General features: G+C 73.3%; 14 protein-coding genes. 7 read left to right on the top strand and 7 right to left on the bottom strand.

Annotation, left to right across the window (positions count from 1 at the left end; all coding sequences use genetic code 11):
• Nucleotides 1-71: 71 nt before the first annotated feature.
• Nucleotides 72-293 carry a DUF2188 domain-containing protein gene (locus KHC27_RS11655; RefSeq protein WP_213339208.1) on the bottom strand — a complete coding sequence of 74 codons (222 nt, stop codon included), beginning with the start codon at nt 291-293 and terminating at the stop codon, nt 72-74.
• Between the two features lie 76 nt (nt 294-369).
• On the opposite strand from KHC27_RS11655, the gene KHC27_RS11650 reads away from it, so the two are divergent.
• The 3 genes from KHC27_RS11650 (at nt 370) to KHC27_RS11640 (ending at nt 3,179) form a co-directional block, all read left to right on the top strand.
• Nucleotides 370-816, top strand: coding sequence for a DUF1810 domain-containing protein (locus KHC27_RS11650; protein ID WP_343210897.1), 447 nt, complete (start codon nt 370-372; stop codon nt 814-816).
• A 129-nt stretch (nt 817-945) separates the two neighbouring features.
• On the top strand, nt 946-2,262 hold the full coding sequence (locus KHC27_RS11645) for a hypothetical protein (RefSeq protein ID WP_246519875.1): 1,317 nt from the start codon (nt 946-948) through the stop codon (nt 2,260-2,262).
• Nucleotides 2,263-2,267: 5 nt separating this feature from the next.
• Nucleotides 2,268-3,179 carry a COG3904 family protein gene (locus tag KHC27_RS11640; RefSeq protein ID WP_213339204.1) on the top strand — a complete coding sequence of 304 codons (912 nt, stop codon included), beginning with the start codon at nt 2,268-2,270 and terminating at the stop codon, nt 3,177-3,179.
• 17 nt (nt 3,180-3,196) lie between these two features.
• Here KHC27_RS11640 and KHC27_RS11635 read toward each other — a convergent pair whose 3' ends face one another.
• Both KHC27_RS11635 and KHC27_RS11630 read right to left on the bottom strand, forming a co-directional pair.
• Entirely contained in the window at nt 3,197-4,090 is an 894-nt protein-coding gene (locus tag KHC27_RS11635; protein ID WP_213339202.1) for an SHOCT domain-containing protein, read from the bottom strand.
• A 131-nt stretch (nt 4,091-4,221) separates the two neighbouring features.
• A complete protein-coding gene (locus KHC27_RS11630) occupies nt 4,222-5,463 on the bottom strand; it encodes an amidohydrolase family protein (RefSeq protein WP_213339201.1) in 1,242 nt (413 codons plus the stop codon).
• A 108-nt stretch (nt 5,464-5,571) separates the two neighbouring features.
• On the opposite strand from KHC27_RS11630, the gene KHC27_RS11625 reads away from it, so the two are divergent.
• A complete protein-coding gene (locus KHC27_RS11625) occupies nt 5,572-5,787 on the top strand; it encodes a hypothetical protein (protein ID WP_213339198.1) in 216 nt (71 codons plus the stop codon).
• A 39-nt stretch (nt 5,788-5,826) separates the two neighbouring features.
• Here the strand turns inward: KHC27_RS11625 and KHC27_RS11620 are convergent, their stop codons facing one another.
• Together KHC27_RS11620 and lhgO are read right to left on the bottom strand one after the other, a co-directional pair.
• Nucleotides 5,827-8,862 carry a PAS domain S-box protein gene (locus tag KHC27_RS11620; protein ID WP_213339194.1) on the bottom strand — a complete coding sequence of 1,012 codons (3,036 nt, stop codon included), beginning with the start codon at nt 8,860-8,862 and terminating at the stop codon, nt 5,827-5,829.
• A 96-nt stretch (nt 8,863-8,958) separates the two neighbouring features.
• Nucleotides 8,959-10,179 (bottom strand): L-2-hydroxyglutarate oxidase, encoded by a 1,221-nt coding sequence (lhgO, locus tag KHC27_RS11615; RefSeq protein WP_213339189.1) that lies wholly within the window; start codon nt 10,177-10,179, stop codon nt 8,959-8,961.
• A gap of 338 nt (nt 10,180-10,517) precedes the next feature.
• On the opposite strand from lhgO, the gene KHC27_RS11610 reads away from it, so the two are divergent.
• On the top strand, nt 10,518-11,432 hold the full coding sequence (locus KHC27_RS11610; RefSeq protein WP_213339187.1) for a LysR family transcriptional regulator: 915 nt from the start codon (nt 10,518-10,520) through the stop codon (nt 11,430-11,432).
• A gap of 165 nt (nt 11,433-11,597) precedes the next feature.
• Nucleotides 11,598-12,113, top strand: coding sequence for a DUF2934 domain-containing protein (locus KHC27_RS11605; protein WP_213339185.1), 516 nt, complete (start codon nt 11,598-11,600; stop codon nt 12,111-12,113).
• Between the two features lie 87 nt (nt 12,114-12,200).
• Here KHC27_RS11605 and KHC27_RS11600 read toward each other — a convergent pair whose 3' ends face one another.
• Entirely contained in the window at nt 12,201-12,512 is a 312-nt protein-coding gene (locus KHC27_RS11600) for a hypothetical protein (RefSeq protein ID WP_213339181.1), read from the bottom strand.
• Nucleotides 12,513-12,576: 64 nt separating this feature from the next.
• A complete protein-coding gene (locus tag KHC27_RS11595; RefSeq protein WP_213339180.1) occupies nt 12,577-13,170 on the bottom strand; it encodes a GNAT family N-acetyltransferase in 594 nt (197 codons plus the stop codon).
• Between the two features lie 264 nt (nt 13,171-13,434).
• Between KHC27_RS11595 and KHC27_RS21685 the strand changes: the two genes are divergently transcribed.
• Nucleotides 13,435-15,132: a methyl-accepting chemotaxis protein gene (locus KHC27_RS21685; RefSeq protein ID WP_213339179.1), complete on the top strand. Its 1,698-nt coding sequence runs from the start codon at nt 13,435-13,437 to the stop codon at nt 15,130-15,132.
• Nucleotides 15,133-15,302 lie beyond the last annotated feature (170 nt).

Below are 15,302 nucleotides of genomic sequence, written 5' to 3'. Positions count from 1 at the left end.
ACGCGCGGCCCGCCTCGCGGCGGTCGACCGTTCAGCGCCAGCGGCCGGAAGGGCGAGCGGTCGCCGCCGGGTCAGGACAGCTCGTCGAGGGCGTTGCCGAGCGCGCTCTCGCCGCGCTCGGCGCCCTGCACCACGATCGACACCTCGGCGCCGGTCTTGATGGCGTTGGAGGCGGCGGCGACCGCGGCCTCGAAGGCGGCTTCCTTGGTGGCGTAGCCCATGCCGTCGGAGCCGCCATGGGAAACGATCCATTCCCCCTCGCGGCCGATCACTTCATAAATCTCGCTCTGCATGTGTCCTTCTCCGCTGCTGGGCGTTGTCGCACCAACCCGGCGCGCCGCCGCCGCGTTCCATCCCCGGAGGACAGCCGTGACCGCGACCGACCCGTTCGAGCTCCGCCGTTTCCTCGCCGCGCAGGACGGCGTCCACCCCGTGGCGCTGGGCGAGCTGCGCGCCGGGCGAAAGAAGACCCACTGGATGTGGTTCGTCTTTCCCCAGCTTCGCGGCCTCGGCAGCTCGCCCATGGCCGAGCGCTACGCCGTGCGCAGCCTGCAGGAGGCGCAGGCCTATCTCGCCCATCCCGTGCTGGGGGCGCGGCTCGCCGAGACGACCGAGGCGGTGCTGGCGCATGGGGGACGGCCGCCCTGCGCGGTGTTCGGCACCCCGGACGACCTCAAGTTCCGCTCCTCGATGACGCTGTTCGACCTCGCCTCCGGCGCGCCCGACAGCCCGTTCCGCCGCGCGCTCGCGCTGTGCTGGGACGGCGAGGCCGACGAGCGCACGCTGGCGCTGCTGAAGATGCCGGTATCGGCCTGACGCCGCGCCCCGCCGGCGGCACCGGAGTGCCGCTGCGTCACGCAGCCGTGACGCAGGGTGCGCCGGGCTGCCGCACTCGTGGCGCAAAGCCTGCCCAGCCTTCGGAAAAATCGTCGAAGGATCAATCCCATGGCCAATCCGAAGGGCTCGGCCCTGCGCGCGGGCGTGACCGGGCTCGACCGGCTCACCCGCACGACGCTCGCCGTGCTCGCGCTGGCGTCGGGCGTCTACACCTATCTCGGCGTGCGCGACCTGCTGGACGGCTCGCCGCTCATCACCTTCTTCGCCGCGCTGATCTATTCCGCCGCGGTCTCGGTGGCGATCTACGCCTTCTGGTCGTTCCTCATGCGGTTCCTGCCCCATGTGCGGGAGGTGTCGAGCCGGCTGTGGCTCGGCCTCGCCATGGCGCTGGGCTCGCTGATGATCGTCGCCATGTCGTCCTGGCTGAACGCGGCGGCGCTGGCGGGCTCGGCGGCGATCGAGCAGCACCTCGCGGTGACGCTGCAGAACTACACCCGCGACCTCGACGGCGCCCACACCCGCGCGCTCGGCGCCCAGAGCCTGCTGCCCGACATCCAGCTCGCCTCGACCCGCTTCGCCCGCCTCGCCGACGCCGAGCGTGGCGGCGCCCTCACCGGCACCGGCGGCTCGGGCACGGTGGTGCAGCTTCTCTCGCAGATGTCGAGCCAGCTCGACGACCTCGGCCGCGAGGTGGTGGCGAGCGGCGAGCGCACCCGCGCGCTCTACGCCGAGGGCAGCGCCCAGGTGGCGCGCATGCGCGAGCTGGTTTCCGGCCAGGGCGAGATCAAGGCGCGCTCGGATGCGTTCGGCGCCGAGGCGATGAAGCTGGTCGGCACCATCGCCTCGCTGGAGCAGACCTCGATGGCCCCGGCGGTGAAGCGGGCGGCGGACGACCTCGCCACCGGCTTCATCGCCCCCGCCGCCGACGGGCGCACCGCCGAGCTGGCGGGCCGGCAGAACGCGGTGGTCGGCAGCGTCGAGAAGGCGGTGGCGGCACAGGCGACCGCGCTCTCGCAGGCCGCCGACAAGATCGTCGGCAGCGGCCCGGTGGAGCCGGCCCGGTTCCAGCCGCTCTCCACCGCCGAGGCGGTGCTGCGCTATGCCGGCGATTTCCTGCCGAGCTGGGCCGGCGCCATCTCCATCGACCTGCTGCCGGCGGTGCTGGTGCTCATCCTGTGCGTGGTGCAGGCCGCCATCCGCCGCGAGGCCGAGCCGGCGGATGCGGAGACCCTGTCGGCGGGCCAGCTCCTCGTCGCGCTGCGGCTGGTGCGCGACATCGAGGGCGAGCGCGCCCTCGCCGGTCCCCTCCTGCCGGCGGCGGCGCCGGGCGAGGCCGTGGCGGTGGATGCCGGGCCGGCGGGGGCGGAGCCGGCCGGCGGCGGCAGCGTGACCCCGCTGGCGGCGGCGCGGCCGAAGAAGGAGTGAGGCCGATGGCGCCGGAGATGGCAGCCCCGCCCGGGCCGGAGCCGGCGGCGGCCCCGCCGGTGGCGCCGCTGTGGCGCCGGCGGGTCGGCGCCGATCCCGAGGCGGTGGCGCTGCAGGCGGTGTTCGCGCTGCTTCTCGGCCTCACCGTCGCCGTGCTCGGCTGGGACCTGATCGAGCGGCTGAGGGCGCCGGCCCCGCCGCCGATGGAAACCGCCATTCCCGGCGAGCGGCCGCGCATCGAGCCCTTCCTGCCCTCGATCCGCCGCGAGGTGGACCCCACCCGCACCGGCGGACCCGCCCGGGCCCCGGAGGAGCGGCTGCGCGCGGCGATGACGATCGAGCTGGGGCCGCAGGGCCGGCTGGAGATGACCGGCACCATCGTGCCCGGCACGGCGGAGCGGCTGCGCGCCGAGCTGGAGAAGCGCGGCGGCTACGCCACCCGGATCGTGCTGAACTCGCCGGGCGGGGTGGTGCAGGAGGCGCTGGCCATGGCCCGGCTTGTGCGCGAACGCGGGCTGGACAGCCGGGTTCCGGCCGGCGGGCTGTGCGCCTCGTCCTGCCCGCTGCTCTTCGCGGGCGGGGTGCGCCGGGTGGCGGAGGCCGGGGCGGCGATCGGCGTGCACCAGGTCTTCGCCGTGCCCGGTGCGGTGGCGGGGGTGGGCACGGGTGGCGCGGGCGAGGGCATGGCCCGGGCGCAGGCGGTCTCCGCCGAGGCGCAGCGCCACCTCCTCGCCATGGGCGTCGATGCGCGGGTGTGGATCCACGCCATGGAGACCCCGCCGCAGGAGCTGTTCTACTTCAGCCCGGCGGAACTGGTGGCGCTGAAGCTGGTGACGGCCGAAGCCACGGGCGCCTCCGCCGAGGCCGCCGCGGCGGAGCCGGCCCCGGCCCCGCGCCCGGCGGCGCGGCCGCGCTGAAAACCCGTCGCGCCGCCTCAGAGCAGCGCGATCAGCTCGGTGCGCTTGGCGGCGTATTCGCCGTCGGTGAGGAGGCCGCGGCGGTGGAGATCGGCCAGCCGCTCCAGCCGTGCGCCGATATCGAGTTCCCCGGCGGGCGCGGCGGCCGGGCGCTGGGCGGGAGGGGGAGAGGCCGGGGGAGGGGGAGACGCCGGGGTTTGCGGCACGGCCGGGGCCTCCGGGGCGTGCTGGAAGGCGGGGGCCGGCGGCGGCTCTTCCGCCCGATAGGGGGCGGGCGCGGGGTCCGCAGGCGCCGGCTGGAGGGGCGCCGGCTGCACGACGGGTGCGGGTTCGGGGTAAAGCGGTTCCGCGTGCGCGGCGGCCGGGCCGGTGCCACCGATGTCGACCCGGACCAGATCGCGCGGCCGTACCGTGCCGAACTGGCTGGTGAAGACGAGGTCCTGCCCGGCGGATTGCTGCTGCGACACCCCGCCGATGGAATGCTCGCCGGTGTCGTAGACGCTCAGCCGGTCGCCCTCGCGGATGGCGAGCCGCCGGGTGGCGGGGAACACCGCATAGGCCATCTGGTTCTGCGCGCCGGAGGAGGAGGGGCTGCCGAGTTCCGCCGGCCAGCCGCCGCCGCTGTTCCAGCCCATGGGCGGCTCCGGCGGCAGCCGGGCGACGAGGGCGGCGAGCTCGCCGCAGAGCTGGCCGACGCGGTAGGCGAGGCCCTGGTTGAACATGTCGCCGATCATCAGCATGCCGTTCGACCACTGCCCCATCCCGCCGAGATCGGGGTGGGAGAACTGCGCCATGCTGCCGCCGCTGCGGCGCAGCCCGGCGAACACCTCGCGCACCGCGTCGGGCGAGAAGCCGAGCTGCCCGGCGATCCGGGTCAGCGTGGCGTCGAGGTCGGTATCGGGGGCGGTCATGGGCGCCTTTCGGGGGCCGGAGGTTGTAAAGCGCCAGCATAGCCGCTTTCCGTGACGAACGGGCCGTGATTACGTCCCTGCATGGCTGCCGTGCGCGCTTCCGCCCGCGTCCCCCGCGCTGCTCGCCGCGCTCAGGGCGGCAGCAGCCGGGCGGCCGGGCGCTCGAACGAGGCCCGCCCCGCCTTGAAGCCGAGGATCGGCTCGGCGATCTCCGCCACCGCCTCGGCCGGGCCGGCGGCATCCAGCACCACGAGGTCGGCCGGGTTGCCGGGCGCGATGCCGTAGCCGGCAAGGCGCATCAGCCGCGCCGGCTGGCGGGTGACGAGGTCGAGGCACAGCGGGAAAGCGCCGGGGTCCACCTGCGCCGCATTGGCATAGAGATTGGCCATGCGCAGCAGCGAGCCGTCGCCGAACGGGGTGAAGGGGTTCAGCACATTGTTGGTGGCGATGGAGCCGGTGACGCCGCGCGCGGCCAGCAGGTGCAGCGGGGCGAGCCCGCGCGGCACCCGCCGGTCGGCCTCGCGGCCCATCAGGTAGAGATCGGTCGCCGGCAGCACGGTGAGGGCGACGCCGGCCCCCGCCATCCGGTCCGCCAGCGCGTCGCGCACCGCCGGGTCCATGGCGGAGAGCTTGGTGGCGTGACCGACCGCGACCCGCCCGCCATAGCCCGCCGCCTCGGTGTGGCGCAGGATGAGCTCGAGGTGGTTCCAACCGGGGTCGAGGTCGAAATCGACGTGGAAATCGAGGTCGACGTCGTGGCGCCGGGCGAGATCGAACAGCGCCGCGACATGGGCGGCGGGATCGGTGTCGGTGTAGGGGCAGCCGCCGAGCAGGTCCGCCCCGCCGGCCAGCGCCGCCTCCAGCAGTTCGGCGGTGCCGGGGTCGTTGGTGAGCCCCTCCTGCGGAAACACGCAGATGGAGAGGTCCAGCGCCCAGGCATAGTCGCGCCTGAGTGCCCGGATGGCCTCGAAGCTGCGCAGACCCACCCGCGGGTCGACCTCGACATGGGTCCGCATATGGGTGGTGCCCCGGGCGATTGCCTTCTCGATCACGCGGGCGCCGCGGCGGTGGACATCCTCCACCGTGAAATCGCGCTTCAGCGCCGAAACGGCGGCGATGGCCGCCTTGAGCCCGCCGGGCCCGCCCTGGAGATGGCCGCAGCGCCCGTTCAGGCAGGCCTTGTCGAGGTGGATGTGGCTGTCGACGAAGCCGGGGATGACGAGCCGCCCGCCCGCCGCGATCTCCCGCGCCGCTTCCGCCGCCTCGCCGGGGCGGGCGAGGCTGGCGATGCGGCCGCCGGAGACGAGGATGTCGACCGGCCCGTCATGACCCACGACCCGGGCGCCGCGCAGCGCCAGCTCGGCCGCGCTCATCGCGGCGTTCCGCGGCGGGGCCGGGAGGAGCCGGATGCCGCCAGCGGCGTTCCCGGCTGACAGCGTCCCCGCCGGCCGTCGCCGCGCGGGGCGGCGGGGGAGCCTTCCATGCAGACCGTCCTCATCCTGATCCTCATTCTCGTGCTGCTCGGTGGCGGCTTCCTCGGCCATCGCTGGCGCGGTCCGCGCGGCCTGTTCGGCGGCCTGCTGGCGGCGCTGGTGATCGTCTTCGTCATCCTCGGCATCGTCGGGCTGGTCCGCGACGAGGTCGTGGTCGGCCCGGGCGTGCCCTCCATCGTGGACGAGCCGGCCTCCCCGCCGTGAGGCCGGCGGCATCCCCGGCGGCCGGGAGGGCAGGTTGCCTCATTCCTCCCGCGCCGGCGCGGCGCCGGCAAGCCCGTCCAGCAGGTCGCGCACCCGGGCGGCGAGATCGGCATAGCCGAAGGGCTTGGTGATCAGCTCGACGCCCGGGTCGAGCCGGCCGTGGTGGACGATGGCGTTGCGGGCATAGCCGGTGGTGAACAGCACCTTGAGGCCCGGGCGCATCTTCCGGGCGCGTTCGGCGAGGTCCGCCCCGGTCATCCCGCCGGGCAGCACCACGTCGGTGAAGAGCAGGTCGATGCGGCCGGTGCGGTCGAGCAGCCGCAGCGCGGCGGCGCCGTCCTCCGCCTCCAGCACGCGATAGCCGAGCTCGCGCAGCACCTCCAGCGAATAGGAGCGCACCCCGGCATCGTCCTCGCAGACGAGGATGGTCTCGTCGCGGCTCGCCTCCGGCGCCGGGATGCCGGCGGGCTCGTCCTCCTCCGCCGTGCCGGGGCCGACGAAGCGCGGCAGATAGATCTTCACCGTCGAGCCGTGGCCGGGCTCGGAATAGATCTTCACATGCCCGCCGGACTGCTTGACGAAGCCATAGACCATGGAAAGGCCGAGCCCGGTGCCGCGTCCCACCTCCTTGGTGGTGAAGAAGGGCTCGAAGGCGCGGTTCAGCGTCGCCTCGTCCATGCCGCTGCCGGTGTCGGAGACGCAGACCACGACATACTGGCCCTGCGGCACCTCGGGGTGGCGGCCGGCATAGGCGCCGTCGATCATCGCGTTCGAGGTCTCGATGGTGAGCTTGCCGCCCTCCGGCATGGCGTCGCGGGCATTGATGGCGAGGTTGAGGATGGCGTTTTCGAGCTGGTTGGGGTCGGCCTCCACCGGCCACAGCCCGGAGGCCTGCACGGTCTCGATCTCGATGGTTTCGCCCAGCGTGCGGTGGAGCAGCTCCGACATGCCGGCGACAAGCCGGTTCGCGTCCACCTTCTTCGGCGCCAGCGGCTGCTGGCGGGCGAAGGCGAGCAGCCGCTGGGTGAGGGTGGCGGCGCGGCGCGCCCCGGTCATGGCGTTGTCGAGCGAACGCCGCAGCCGCGCCGGCTCCTCCGGCAGGTTGCGGGCGATGATCTCCAGATTGCCGGTGACGATCTGCAGCAGATTGTTGAAGTCATGGGCGATGCCGCCGGTGAGCTGGCCGACGGTCTCCATCTTCTGGGCGTGGCGCAGGGTCTCCTCGGCCTGGCGCAGCGCCTCGGCGGCCTCCCGCTCCAGGGTGACGTCGCGGGCGACGCAGTAGATCAGGTCGCCCTGCGGCGCCGCGCTCCAGGAGAACCAGCGGTAGCGGCCCTGGCGGTCGCGGAACCGGGTTTCGACCCGCGTCAGCGTGTCGCCGGCGGCGAGGCGGGCAATCTCCGCCTCGGCGCGCCCGATATCGTCGGGATGTTCCATCCAGCTCGGCCCGCGCCCGGTCAGCTCCTCGAGGCTCCAGCCGAGCAGGTCGGTCCAGGCCGGGCTGGCGCTGACCCAGCGGCCGTCGCCGTCCACCACGACGAAGGGGTCGCGCGAGAGCGTCCAGATGCGGTCGCGCTCCAGCGTGCGGGCGGCGACCTGTTCCTCGAGGCTGCGGTTCAGCCGCTGCTGGGCCTGGAACAGCCGGGCATTGTCGATGCCGATGGCGGCCTGCGCGGCGAGGCCGCGGGTCAGCCGCTCCGCCCGCTCGGTGAAGATGCCGGGCAGGGAATGGCCGAAGAACAGCCCGCCCATCACCTCGCCGGAGCGCGAGATCACCGGCACGGCGAGGTAGCTGCGCACGGCATCGCCGCCGCCCCGCGCGGCGGGGTCGCCGTCCGCCACGCGCGGGTCGAGGGTGAGGTCCTCGCAGCGCAGCGGGCCGCGGCCCTGGAAGGTGGCGGCCAGCAGCGCCGGCCCGAGCGGGCTCGGGAAATCCGACACGCCGGCGCCGCCGCAGCCATGGGCGAGGCCATCGCCGGGATTGTGCAGGAAGCTGCCGAACTCCGCCCCGGTGAGCGCCGCGTCGGCGGCGACCACGGTGCTCACCAGCCGGTCGAGGTCCAGCTCGGCCGCCACCTGCATCGCGGTGACGTTGAGAATCTCGAGCGCATGGGTCTCCTCGCGCAGGGCCCGGCTGGAGGCGGAGAGCGCGGCCTCCGCCGCCTTGTCGCGCGAGATGTCGCGGGCGGTGCCGATGAAGCGCACCGCCCGCCCGCCCGCGAACAGCGCCTTGCCGGTCGCCGCCACCCAGCGCTCCACCCCGTCGGAGAGGCCGACGGTGCGGTATTCCACCGCGAACCGGCCGCTGCCGGCGGGGTCCATCGCGGCCTCGACCGCGGCGAGTGTGGGGGCGAGGTCGTCCGGGTGCAGCCCGGCCTTGAAGCTGCCCTCGAAGGTGACGGGGGCCTCCGGCGCCAGGCCGAACAGCCGGCGGCACTGGTCGTCCCACAGCAGCGTGCCGTCGAGCGGGTCGTAGTCCCAGGTGCCGATCGCCGCCGACTGGGTGGCGAGGCGCAGCCGCTCCGCGCTGTCCTTCATCGCGATTTCGGCGCGGATGCGCTCGGTGGTCTCGTTGACGAGGCACAGCACGCCGCCGACGCTGCCGTCGTCGTCGGTGACCGCGGAATAGGAGATGTCGAAGAACACGTCCTCGCCGAAGCCGTGGCGCTCGATGTAGAAGCGCCGGTCCTTGGCGTAGAGCGTCTCGCCGGTGTCGCGGACATGGGCGAGCAGCGGGTGGAGATCGTCCCACAGCTCGGCCCAGCCCTCGCGGGCCGGCCGTCCGAAGGCGCGGGGATGCTTGTCGCCGATGGTGGGGCGGTAGGCGTCGTTGTAGAGCGCGCAGAAGTCGGGGCCCCAGAACAGCACGATCTGCGCGCGCGCCGGCAGGATGAGCCGCACCGCCTGTTCGAGCGCGGTCGACCAGCGCTCGCGCAGGCCGAGCGGGGAGCCCGACCAGTCGTGCCCCCGGATGAGGCGCTCCATCTCGCCGTCCCAGCCGAGGCCGCTTTGCCAGCCCTCGGTCCCGTCGAGCCGGCGCGACACGGTCGGGGATTCGGGCGGAAGTCGGCTCATCACGCGATCCTGGCTGCTGCGCGCCCCGAAAACCCGGCGCAGACCGCTAACACGGGGCGCCCGGGGCGGTTCGATCGCACCATGGAAATTTCTCCTTCACGCCGCCAGCGGCGCGGGCAGGCCCCAGTGCTGGCAGGCATGGGCCAGGATGTGGCGGGCGATCGGCATGGCGGAGGTCGCGGCGGGGGAGGGCGCGTTGCACACATGGATGGTGGCGGCGGTGCCCTCGATGAGAAAATCGTGCAGCAGCGTGCCGTCGCGCAGCACCGCCTGCGCCCGCACCCCGGCGCGGTAGGGCTGCAGGTCGTCCAGCGTCAGCTCCGGGCAGTAGCGCTGGCACAGCGCGAGGTAATGCCGCCGGCTGAGCGAATTGCGCATCTCGCCGAGGCCGGAGCGCAGGTTCCGCGCGATGGTGCGGCGAAAGCCGGGATAGGCCAGCATCTCGGCGAGGTCGCGCAGGCTGACGTCGCCGAAGCGGTAGCCCTCGCGGGCGAAGGCGAGCACCGCGTTCGGCCCGACCGTGACATAGCCGCCGATCATGCGGGTGAGGTGGACGCCGAGGAAGGGCAGCGCCGGGTCCGGCACGGGGTAGATGAGATGGCGCACGATATGGTCGCGCCGCTTGGCGAGGCGGTAATATTCGCCGCGAAACGGCACGATGCGGAAATCCGCGCGCACCCCGCACATCCGCGCCAGCCGGTCGGCCATCAGCCCGGCGCAGGCGACGAGGTGGCGGGCGCGGAAGCGCCCGCGCGTGGTCTCCACCGTGACGCCGCCGGCGGTCTCGGCGATGCCGGCGACCTCCGCCCCGGTGAGGATCGTCCCGCCGCGCCCGGTCAGTTCGCCGGCCATGGCCTCGGTCACGGCGCGGTAGTCGACGATGCCGCTGGACGGCACCAGGAAGCCGGCGACGCCGCGGATGTGGGGTTCGCGCCGGGCGAGCTCGGGCCCGTCCATCTCCTCGATGGCGAGGCCGTTGGCGCGGGCGCGGGCGGCGAGATCGGCCAGCCGCGGCAGCTCCGCCGGCTCGGTGGCGACGATGAGCTTGCCGCACTGGTCGAACGCGATGCCGTGTTCGCGGCAGAAGGCGAGCGTATCGGCGGAGCCCTCGCGGCAGAAGCGGGCCTTCAGGCTGCCGGGGGCGTAGTAGACGCCGGCATGGATGACGCCGCTGTTGCGGCCGGTCTGGTGGCAGGCCAGCGCCGGCTCCTTTTCCAGCACCCCGACCGTGAAGCCGGGAAAGGCCCGGGCGAAGGCGCGGGCGGTGGCGATGCCGACGATGCCGCCGCCCACCACGATCAGGTCGAAATCGCTCATGCGCACCTCGCCGGCCGGTCATGGAGCGTGCGCCCGCCCGCCGGGGCCGCGCGCTCGCCTTCACTGGGGGAGCGCCGTTGCCGGCCCGACCGCTTCGATCGGGCCGGCCGCACTCCGGGACGGGCCGCAGACTAGTGCCTCGCGCCGGGGCGCGCCATGGACCCAGAGTCGCGCCCCCGCCCGCTTCTTCCGGTCGCGCCTCGGGCCACGGTGCGGGATCGAGGGGCGGGCGGCGCCGGGGCGGGCGCAAGCCCGGCGCGCCGGACGCCGGCTCCGCTCTTGCCGGCGGCACGCTTCTGCATCCACCCTGCGGTGAATCGCATTCACAGGTGGCGGCGTTGGACAATCGCGCGGGCGAGATGATGATCTTCGTCGAGGCGGTGGAGCTTGGCAGCTTCTCCGCCGCCGGGCGCCGGCTCGGCATGTCGCCCTCGGCGGTGAGCAAGGCGATCGCCCGGATCGAGGACCGGCTCGGCACCCGGCTGATGATCCGCTCCACCCGGGCGCTGCACCTCACGGCGGAGGGCGAGGTCTATGCCGAGCGGGCGCGGCGGGTGCTCGGCGAGATCGAGGAAGCCGAGCGGGCCGTGGCGGCCGGGGCCCGGGCCGAGCCGCGCGGGCGGCTGCGGGTCAGCGCCTCGGTGGGCTTCGGCACGCGCTGCGTGGTGCCGCTGGTGCCGGAATTCCTCGCCCTCCACCCGCGGGTCGAGCTGGACCTCTCCCTCACCGACACGGTGATCGACCTGATCGACCAGCGCACCGATGTCGCGCTGCGCGCCGGGGCGCTGCGGGACTCGACGCTGAAGGCGCGCAAGATCCTGGAGAGCCCCCGCGTCATCGTCGCCGCGCCCGGCTATCTCGCCCGCCACGGCACGCCGGAGGTGCCGCAGGCGCTGGAGGGGCACAACTGCCTCAGCTTCAATTTCCGCCGCAGCCTCGATGGCTGGCCGTTCCGCGATCCCGCGAGCGGCGCCACCTGGACGCGGGAGGTGTTCGGCAACGTGCTGGTGGACAACGGCGTCACCCTGCGCCAGCTCTGCCTCGCCGGGCTGGGCATCGCCCGCATCGCCCGCTTCCATGTCGAGCCGGACCTGCGCGACGGCGCGCTGGTGCCGCTGCTGGAGCCCTTCAACCCGCAGGATCACGAGGCCGTGCACGCGCTCTATGTCGGCCACGAGCATCTCGCCGCCCGCATCCGCGCCTTCGTCGATTTCCTCGCCCTCCGCGTGGGTACCGGTGCCGTCCCCCGCTGACACGCGTGGAAAAGCGCGGCGGTATTTGCGCAGTGTCACGCCGGCCGGGGGCGGATTGGCCTATGGTCATGGGATGTGCGATTCGCCGGGTCCGGCAGTCCCGCCGGAACCGGCCCGCCGATCCGCCCGTTGAGCGTCACCGCCCCGTTTCTGGAGAGAGCCGACATGGACGACCGCGAGCAGCGCATACGCGAGAAAGCCTACCACCTCTGGGTCGCCGAGGGTTACCCGCATGGCCGGCACGAGCGGCACTGGGAACTGGCGAGCGAGCTGGTCGCCATCGAGGACAGCCAGCGCGACACGCTGCTGCCGATCGGCGAGGCCGGCGAGCCGGTCGAGCCGGTGGAGGCGCTGGAGAATGCCGGCGAATTTCCCACCACCACCGATCAGGGCGAGATGGTGATTCCCCACGCCCCCGAGCCGGAGGCCCCGGAGGCCGCGGCCGCGCCGGCGGAGAACGAGACCCTTGCCGCCGAGACCGCGCCGGCGGAGAACGAGCCGGTCAGCGCCATCGACACCATCGAGCGCACGCTGGAGGTGCCGAAGAAGCGCCGGCCCGCCGCCGCGGGCGGCAAGGACGCCAAGAAGAAGGGCGGCAAGAAGGCGGTTTCCCCGGTCGACGACAAGGCCGGCGCGATGGCGCCGTCCTCGGGTTCGGACCTCACCAACTCCTCGCGCTGAGAAGCCGGGCTCACGCGGTCCAGAGCGGCGGCGCGGGGCCGCAGACGGCACCGGCCGCCCCGGGGCGGCCGGCGCGTGGTCGCTGCGTCAGCGGCGGCCGCTGATGGCGTAGCCGGCGAGGAAGCCGAGCGCGGCCGCGATGGCGAGGCTCGGAATCGGGTCGGCGTTGCGTACCAGCGCCAGATTGCCGCGGGTGTAGAGCTGGCTGGCGCGCTCGCGGGCGCTGTCGAAGGTCTCGCGCGCCGCCTCGCCGGCCTCGCCGAGCTTCTTCGAGGCGGTGCTCGCCAGCTCCTCGGCGCGGGCGCCGGTGTTGCCGGTGTCGTTGTGCTGGCCGCCATTGGTGGCGGACTGGCTGCCGCCATTGCTGGCGGAACCGGCGGTGCTGCTGATATCGGACATGTTTTCCTCCATGGGCATGAAGTGCCTCGCGAGGGAAACGGCCGGCAGGGGATGCCGGTTCCGCTCAGCCTGCCGGCGGTGTCGCGTCTCCGGCGCCGAGCGCGCGCTGCATCAGCACGGAATCGATCCAGCGGCCGAACTTGAAGCCCACCGCGCCGAGCGTGCCGGCCGGGGCGAAGCCGTGGCGGCGGTGCAGGGCGATGGAGCCGGCATTGGCGCTGTCGCCGATGACCGCGATCATCTGGCGCCATGGCCCGGCCTCGCAGCGGGCGATGAGCGCGCCGAGCAGCGCCGAGCCGACGCCACGCCCGCCGAGGCCGTGCGCCACATAGACCGAGTCCTCAACCGTGAAGCGATAGGCCGGCCGCGGGCGATAGGCGGAGGCATAGCAATAGCCCGCCACCGCGCCGTCCAGCGTCGCCACCAGATAGGGCAGGCCCTGCGCGAGCACGGCGGCACGCCGCGCCGCCATCTCCTCCAGGGTGGGCGGCGCCGTCTCGAAGCTCGCCGTGCCGGTGAGGACGTGGTGGGCGTAGATGGAGTGGAGGGCGGGAAGGTCGGCGTCGCGCGCCTCCCGCACGAGGGGCGCGGAGGGCGCCGCGCCGGCCGGGACGGTTCGGGTGGGGCTGGCGCTGGCGGCGCGCGGCGGTGTCGTCATCGGTCTCTCGGGTACGGGCTGGGTCGGGCGGGCGACGGGGCCCGCCGAGCGATAGCCCATCCGGGCGCCGCCGTCGCCTCTCCCATGCCCCGCTGCGTCCGGTGTCGCTCCCGGAGGCTCCGCTGTCGCCCTCGCCTTCCGCGGGGGTACGCAAGCGCCGTGCAAGCTCGCCTCCCTAACCGTTAGGGAAACCGTGTCTGGCCCGGCACCCGTGAAGGGTGTTCCGGGCGGCGGAGCGCGATCACGTCAAGCGGAGCCTTCACAGTGAAATACGCCAATCTCTCGATGAGCTGGAAGGTGGTGAGCCTTCTCATAGCCCTGGGCCTGACCAGCCTGGGCGGCGCCTATTACAGCGCCACCGTCATGTCGGAGATCGACGCGGAGTATTCCGCGCTGATCGACGGGCCGCAGAAGGCGACCGTGCGGATCGCCCGGGCCGCCCGGGCGGCGGTGACGTTCGAGGCGCAGATGCTCTACGGCCTCATCCAGTCCGACCCGGTGCTGATCGCCAAGGCGACGGACGCCCAGAAGGACGCGGTCGCCCGCTTCGAGAAGCTGGCGGACGAAGCCAAGACGCTGGTCCCCGACCGCGCCACGGCCATCGACGCGATCAAGGCGCAGATGGCGACGGTGGTAGCGGAGAACTGCGCGAAGCTGGCCGAAATTGCCCAGCAGCCGCTGACGCTCGAGCTCATCAATGCCGCCTCCCAGGAAGCCCGCGAGCACTGCGTGCCCGCGCTGGACGCGGTGATCGCGGCGACCGTTTCATTCAACGACGCGGTGATCGACGAGGCGGCGGAGATCAGCGACGGGCTCACAGCCACCACGAACAATGTGCGCATGGTCTCCATCAGCAGCATCGCGGTGGCGACGCTGGTGGTCACGCTGATCGGCCTGTTCCTCGTCCGCCGCGGCATCGTCGCACCCATCCAGAATCTCATGGGCGTCATGAAGGGGCTGGGCGAGGGGAAGCTCGACGATGTCGTCGCCGGGACCGACCGGCGCGACGAGATCGGCGCCATGGCCAAGGGGCTGGAGGTGCTGCGTGGTCAGCTTCAGGCCGGCCGCGCCGCCCGCGAGGAGCAGCAGCGGCGCGAGGCGGTGGAGCGCGCCACCGTGGAGCGCCGGGCCAACCTCGCCCGCGACTTCGTCAACCGCATGAAGGACCTCGCCACCAGCTTCTCGCAGTCCTCGCGTGAAGTGGCCGAGGCCGCCCGCAACCTCTCCGCCTCCGCCGAGCAGACCTCGCAGCAGGCGCTGAACGTCTCGGCCTCGGCCGAGGAGGCCGCCAACAACGTGCAGACCGTCGCCGCGGCGTCGGAGGAGCTGGCGGCCTCGGTCCGCGAGATCTCCGGCCAGGTCGGCCACTCCGCCAATGTCGCCGACCGCGCCTTCCGCGAGGCGGAAGCCTCCAACCAGCGCATCGCCGAGCTCTCCAGCGCGGCGACCGACATCGGCGACGTCATCAACCTCATCAAGGGCATCGCCGACCAGACCAACCTGCTGGCGCTGAACGCCACCATCGAGGCGGCCCGTGCCGGCGAGGCCGGCAAGGGCTTCGCGGTGGTCGCCTCCGAGGTGAAGGAACTCGCCGCCCAGACCGCCAAGGCCACCTCCGACATCTCCGACAAGGTCAGCGAGATCCAGTCCGCCACCCGCGGCACGGTCAGCTCCATGGCGGAGATCATCCGGGTGGTCACCAACATCAAGGAAATCTCGGCGTCCATCTCCGGCGCCGTGGAAGAGCAGGGCGCCGCCACCGGCGAAATCGCCCAGAACTGCCAGCAGGCCTCCACCGGCACGCAGAACGTGACCGACAACATCACCGGCGTCAGCAAGGCGGCGGAGGTTACCGGCGCGGCCTCGACCCAGCTCCTCTCCCTCTCCCAGGGTCTCTCCACCCAGGCCAGCGACCTGCGCGGCATGGTGGAGAACTTCGTGAAGGAACTGAACGCGGCGTGACCGGCGGCGCCGGCCCCCGCACAGGGGCCGGCGCGCCACCCCCTCCGCTCCACCGGCGGCACCGCCGCCGGCTTCTTCCTGAACCCGGACCGGCGCGGTTTTCGCCCGTCTTGGGGCCGGACCTTCCCACCCGCAGGCCGGCCCCACCCACTTTCCTATCGGCTGCCGAT

The organism is Ancylobacter lacus, from assembly GCF_018390635.1.
Classification (GTDB): Bacteria; Pseudomonadota; Alphaproteobacteria; order Rhizobiales; family Xanthobacteraceae; genus Ancylobacter; species Ancylobacter lacus.
The sequence above is the reverse complement of the archived record's forward strand: the minus strand, read 5'-3'. Positions and strand labels throughout refer to the sequence as shown.

Excerpts from the sequence above, each read along its gene's own strand:
- KHC27_RS11635 (WP_213339202.1), bottom strand. The coding sequence starts at position 4,090 with ATGACCGCCCCCGATACCGACCTCGACGCCACGCTGACCCGGATCGCC.
- KHC27_RS11655 (WP_213339208.1), bottom strand. The coding sequence starts at position 293 with ATGCAGAGCGAGATTTATGAAGTGATCGGCCGCGAGGGGGAATGGATC.
- KHC27_RS11625 (WP_213339198.1), top strand. The coding sequence starts at position 5,572 with ATGCAGACCGTCCTCATCCTGATCCTCATTCTCGTGCTGCTCGGTGGC.
- KHC27_RS11620 (WP_213339194.1), bottom strand. The coding sequence starts at position 8,862 with ATGAGCCGACTTCCGCCCGAATCCCCGACCGTGTCGCGCCGGCTCGAC.
- KHC27_RS11645 (WP_246519875.1), top strand. The coding sequence starts at position 946 with ATGGCCAATCCGAAGGGCTCGGCCCTGCGCGCGGGCGTGACCGGGCTC.
- KHC27_RS11600 (WP_213339181.1), bottom strand. The coding sequence starts at position 12,512 with ATGTCCGATATCAGCAGCACCGCCGGTTCCGCCAGCAATGGCGGCAGC.
- KHC27_RS11595 (WP_213339180.1), bottom strand. The coding sequence starts at position 13,170 with ATGACGACACCGCCGCGCGCCGCCAGCGCCAGCCCCACCCGAACCGTC.
- KHC27_RS11640 (WP_213339204.1), top strand. The coding sequence starts at position 2,268 with ATGGCGCCGGAGATGGCAGCCCCGCCCGGGCCGGAGCCGGCGGCGGCC.
- KHC27_RS11630 (WP_213339201.1), bottom strand. The coding sequence starts at position 5,463 with ATGAGCGCGGCCGAGCTGGCGCTGCGCGGCGCCCGGGTCGTGGGTCAT.
- lhgO (WP_213339189.1), bottom strand. The coding sequence starts at position 10,179 with ATGAGCGATTTCGACCTGATCGTGGTGGGCGGCGGCATCGTCGGCATC.
- KHC27_RS11605 (WP_213339185.1), top strand. The coding sequence starts at position 11,598 with ATGGACGACCGCGAGCAGCGCATACGCGAGAAAGCCTACCACCTCTGG.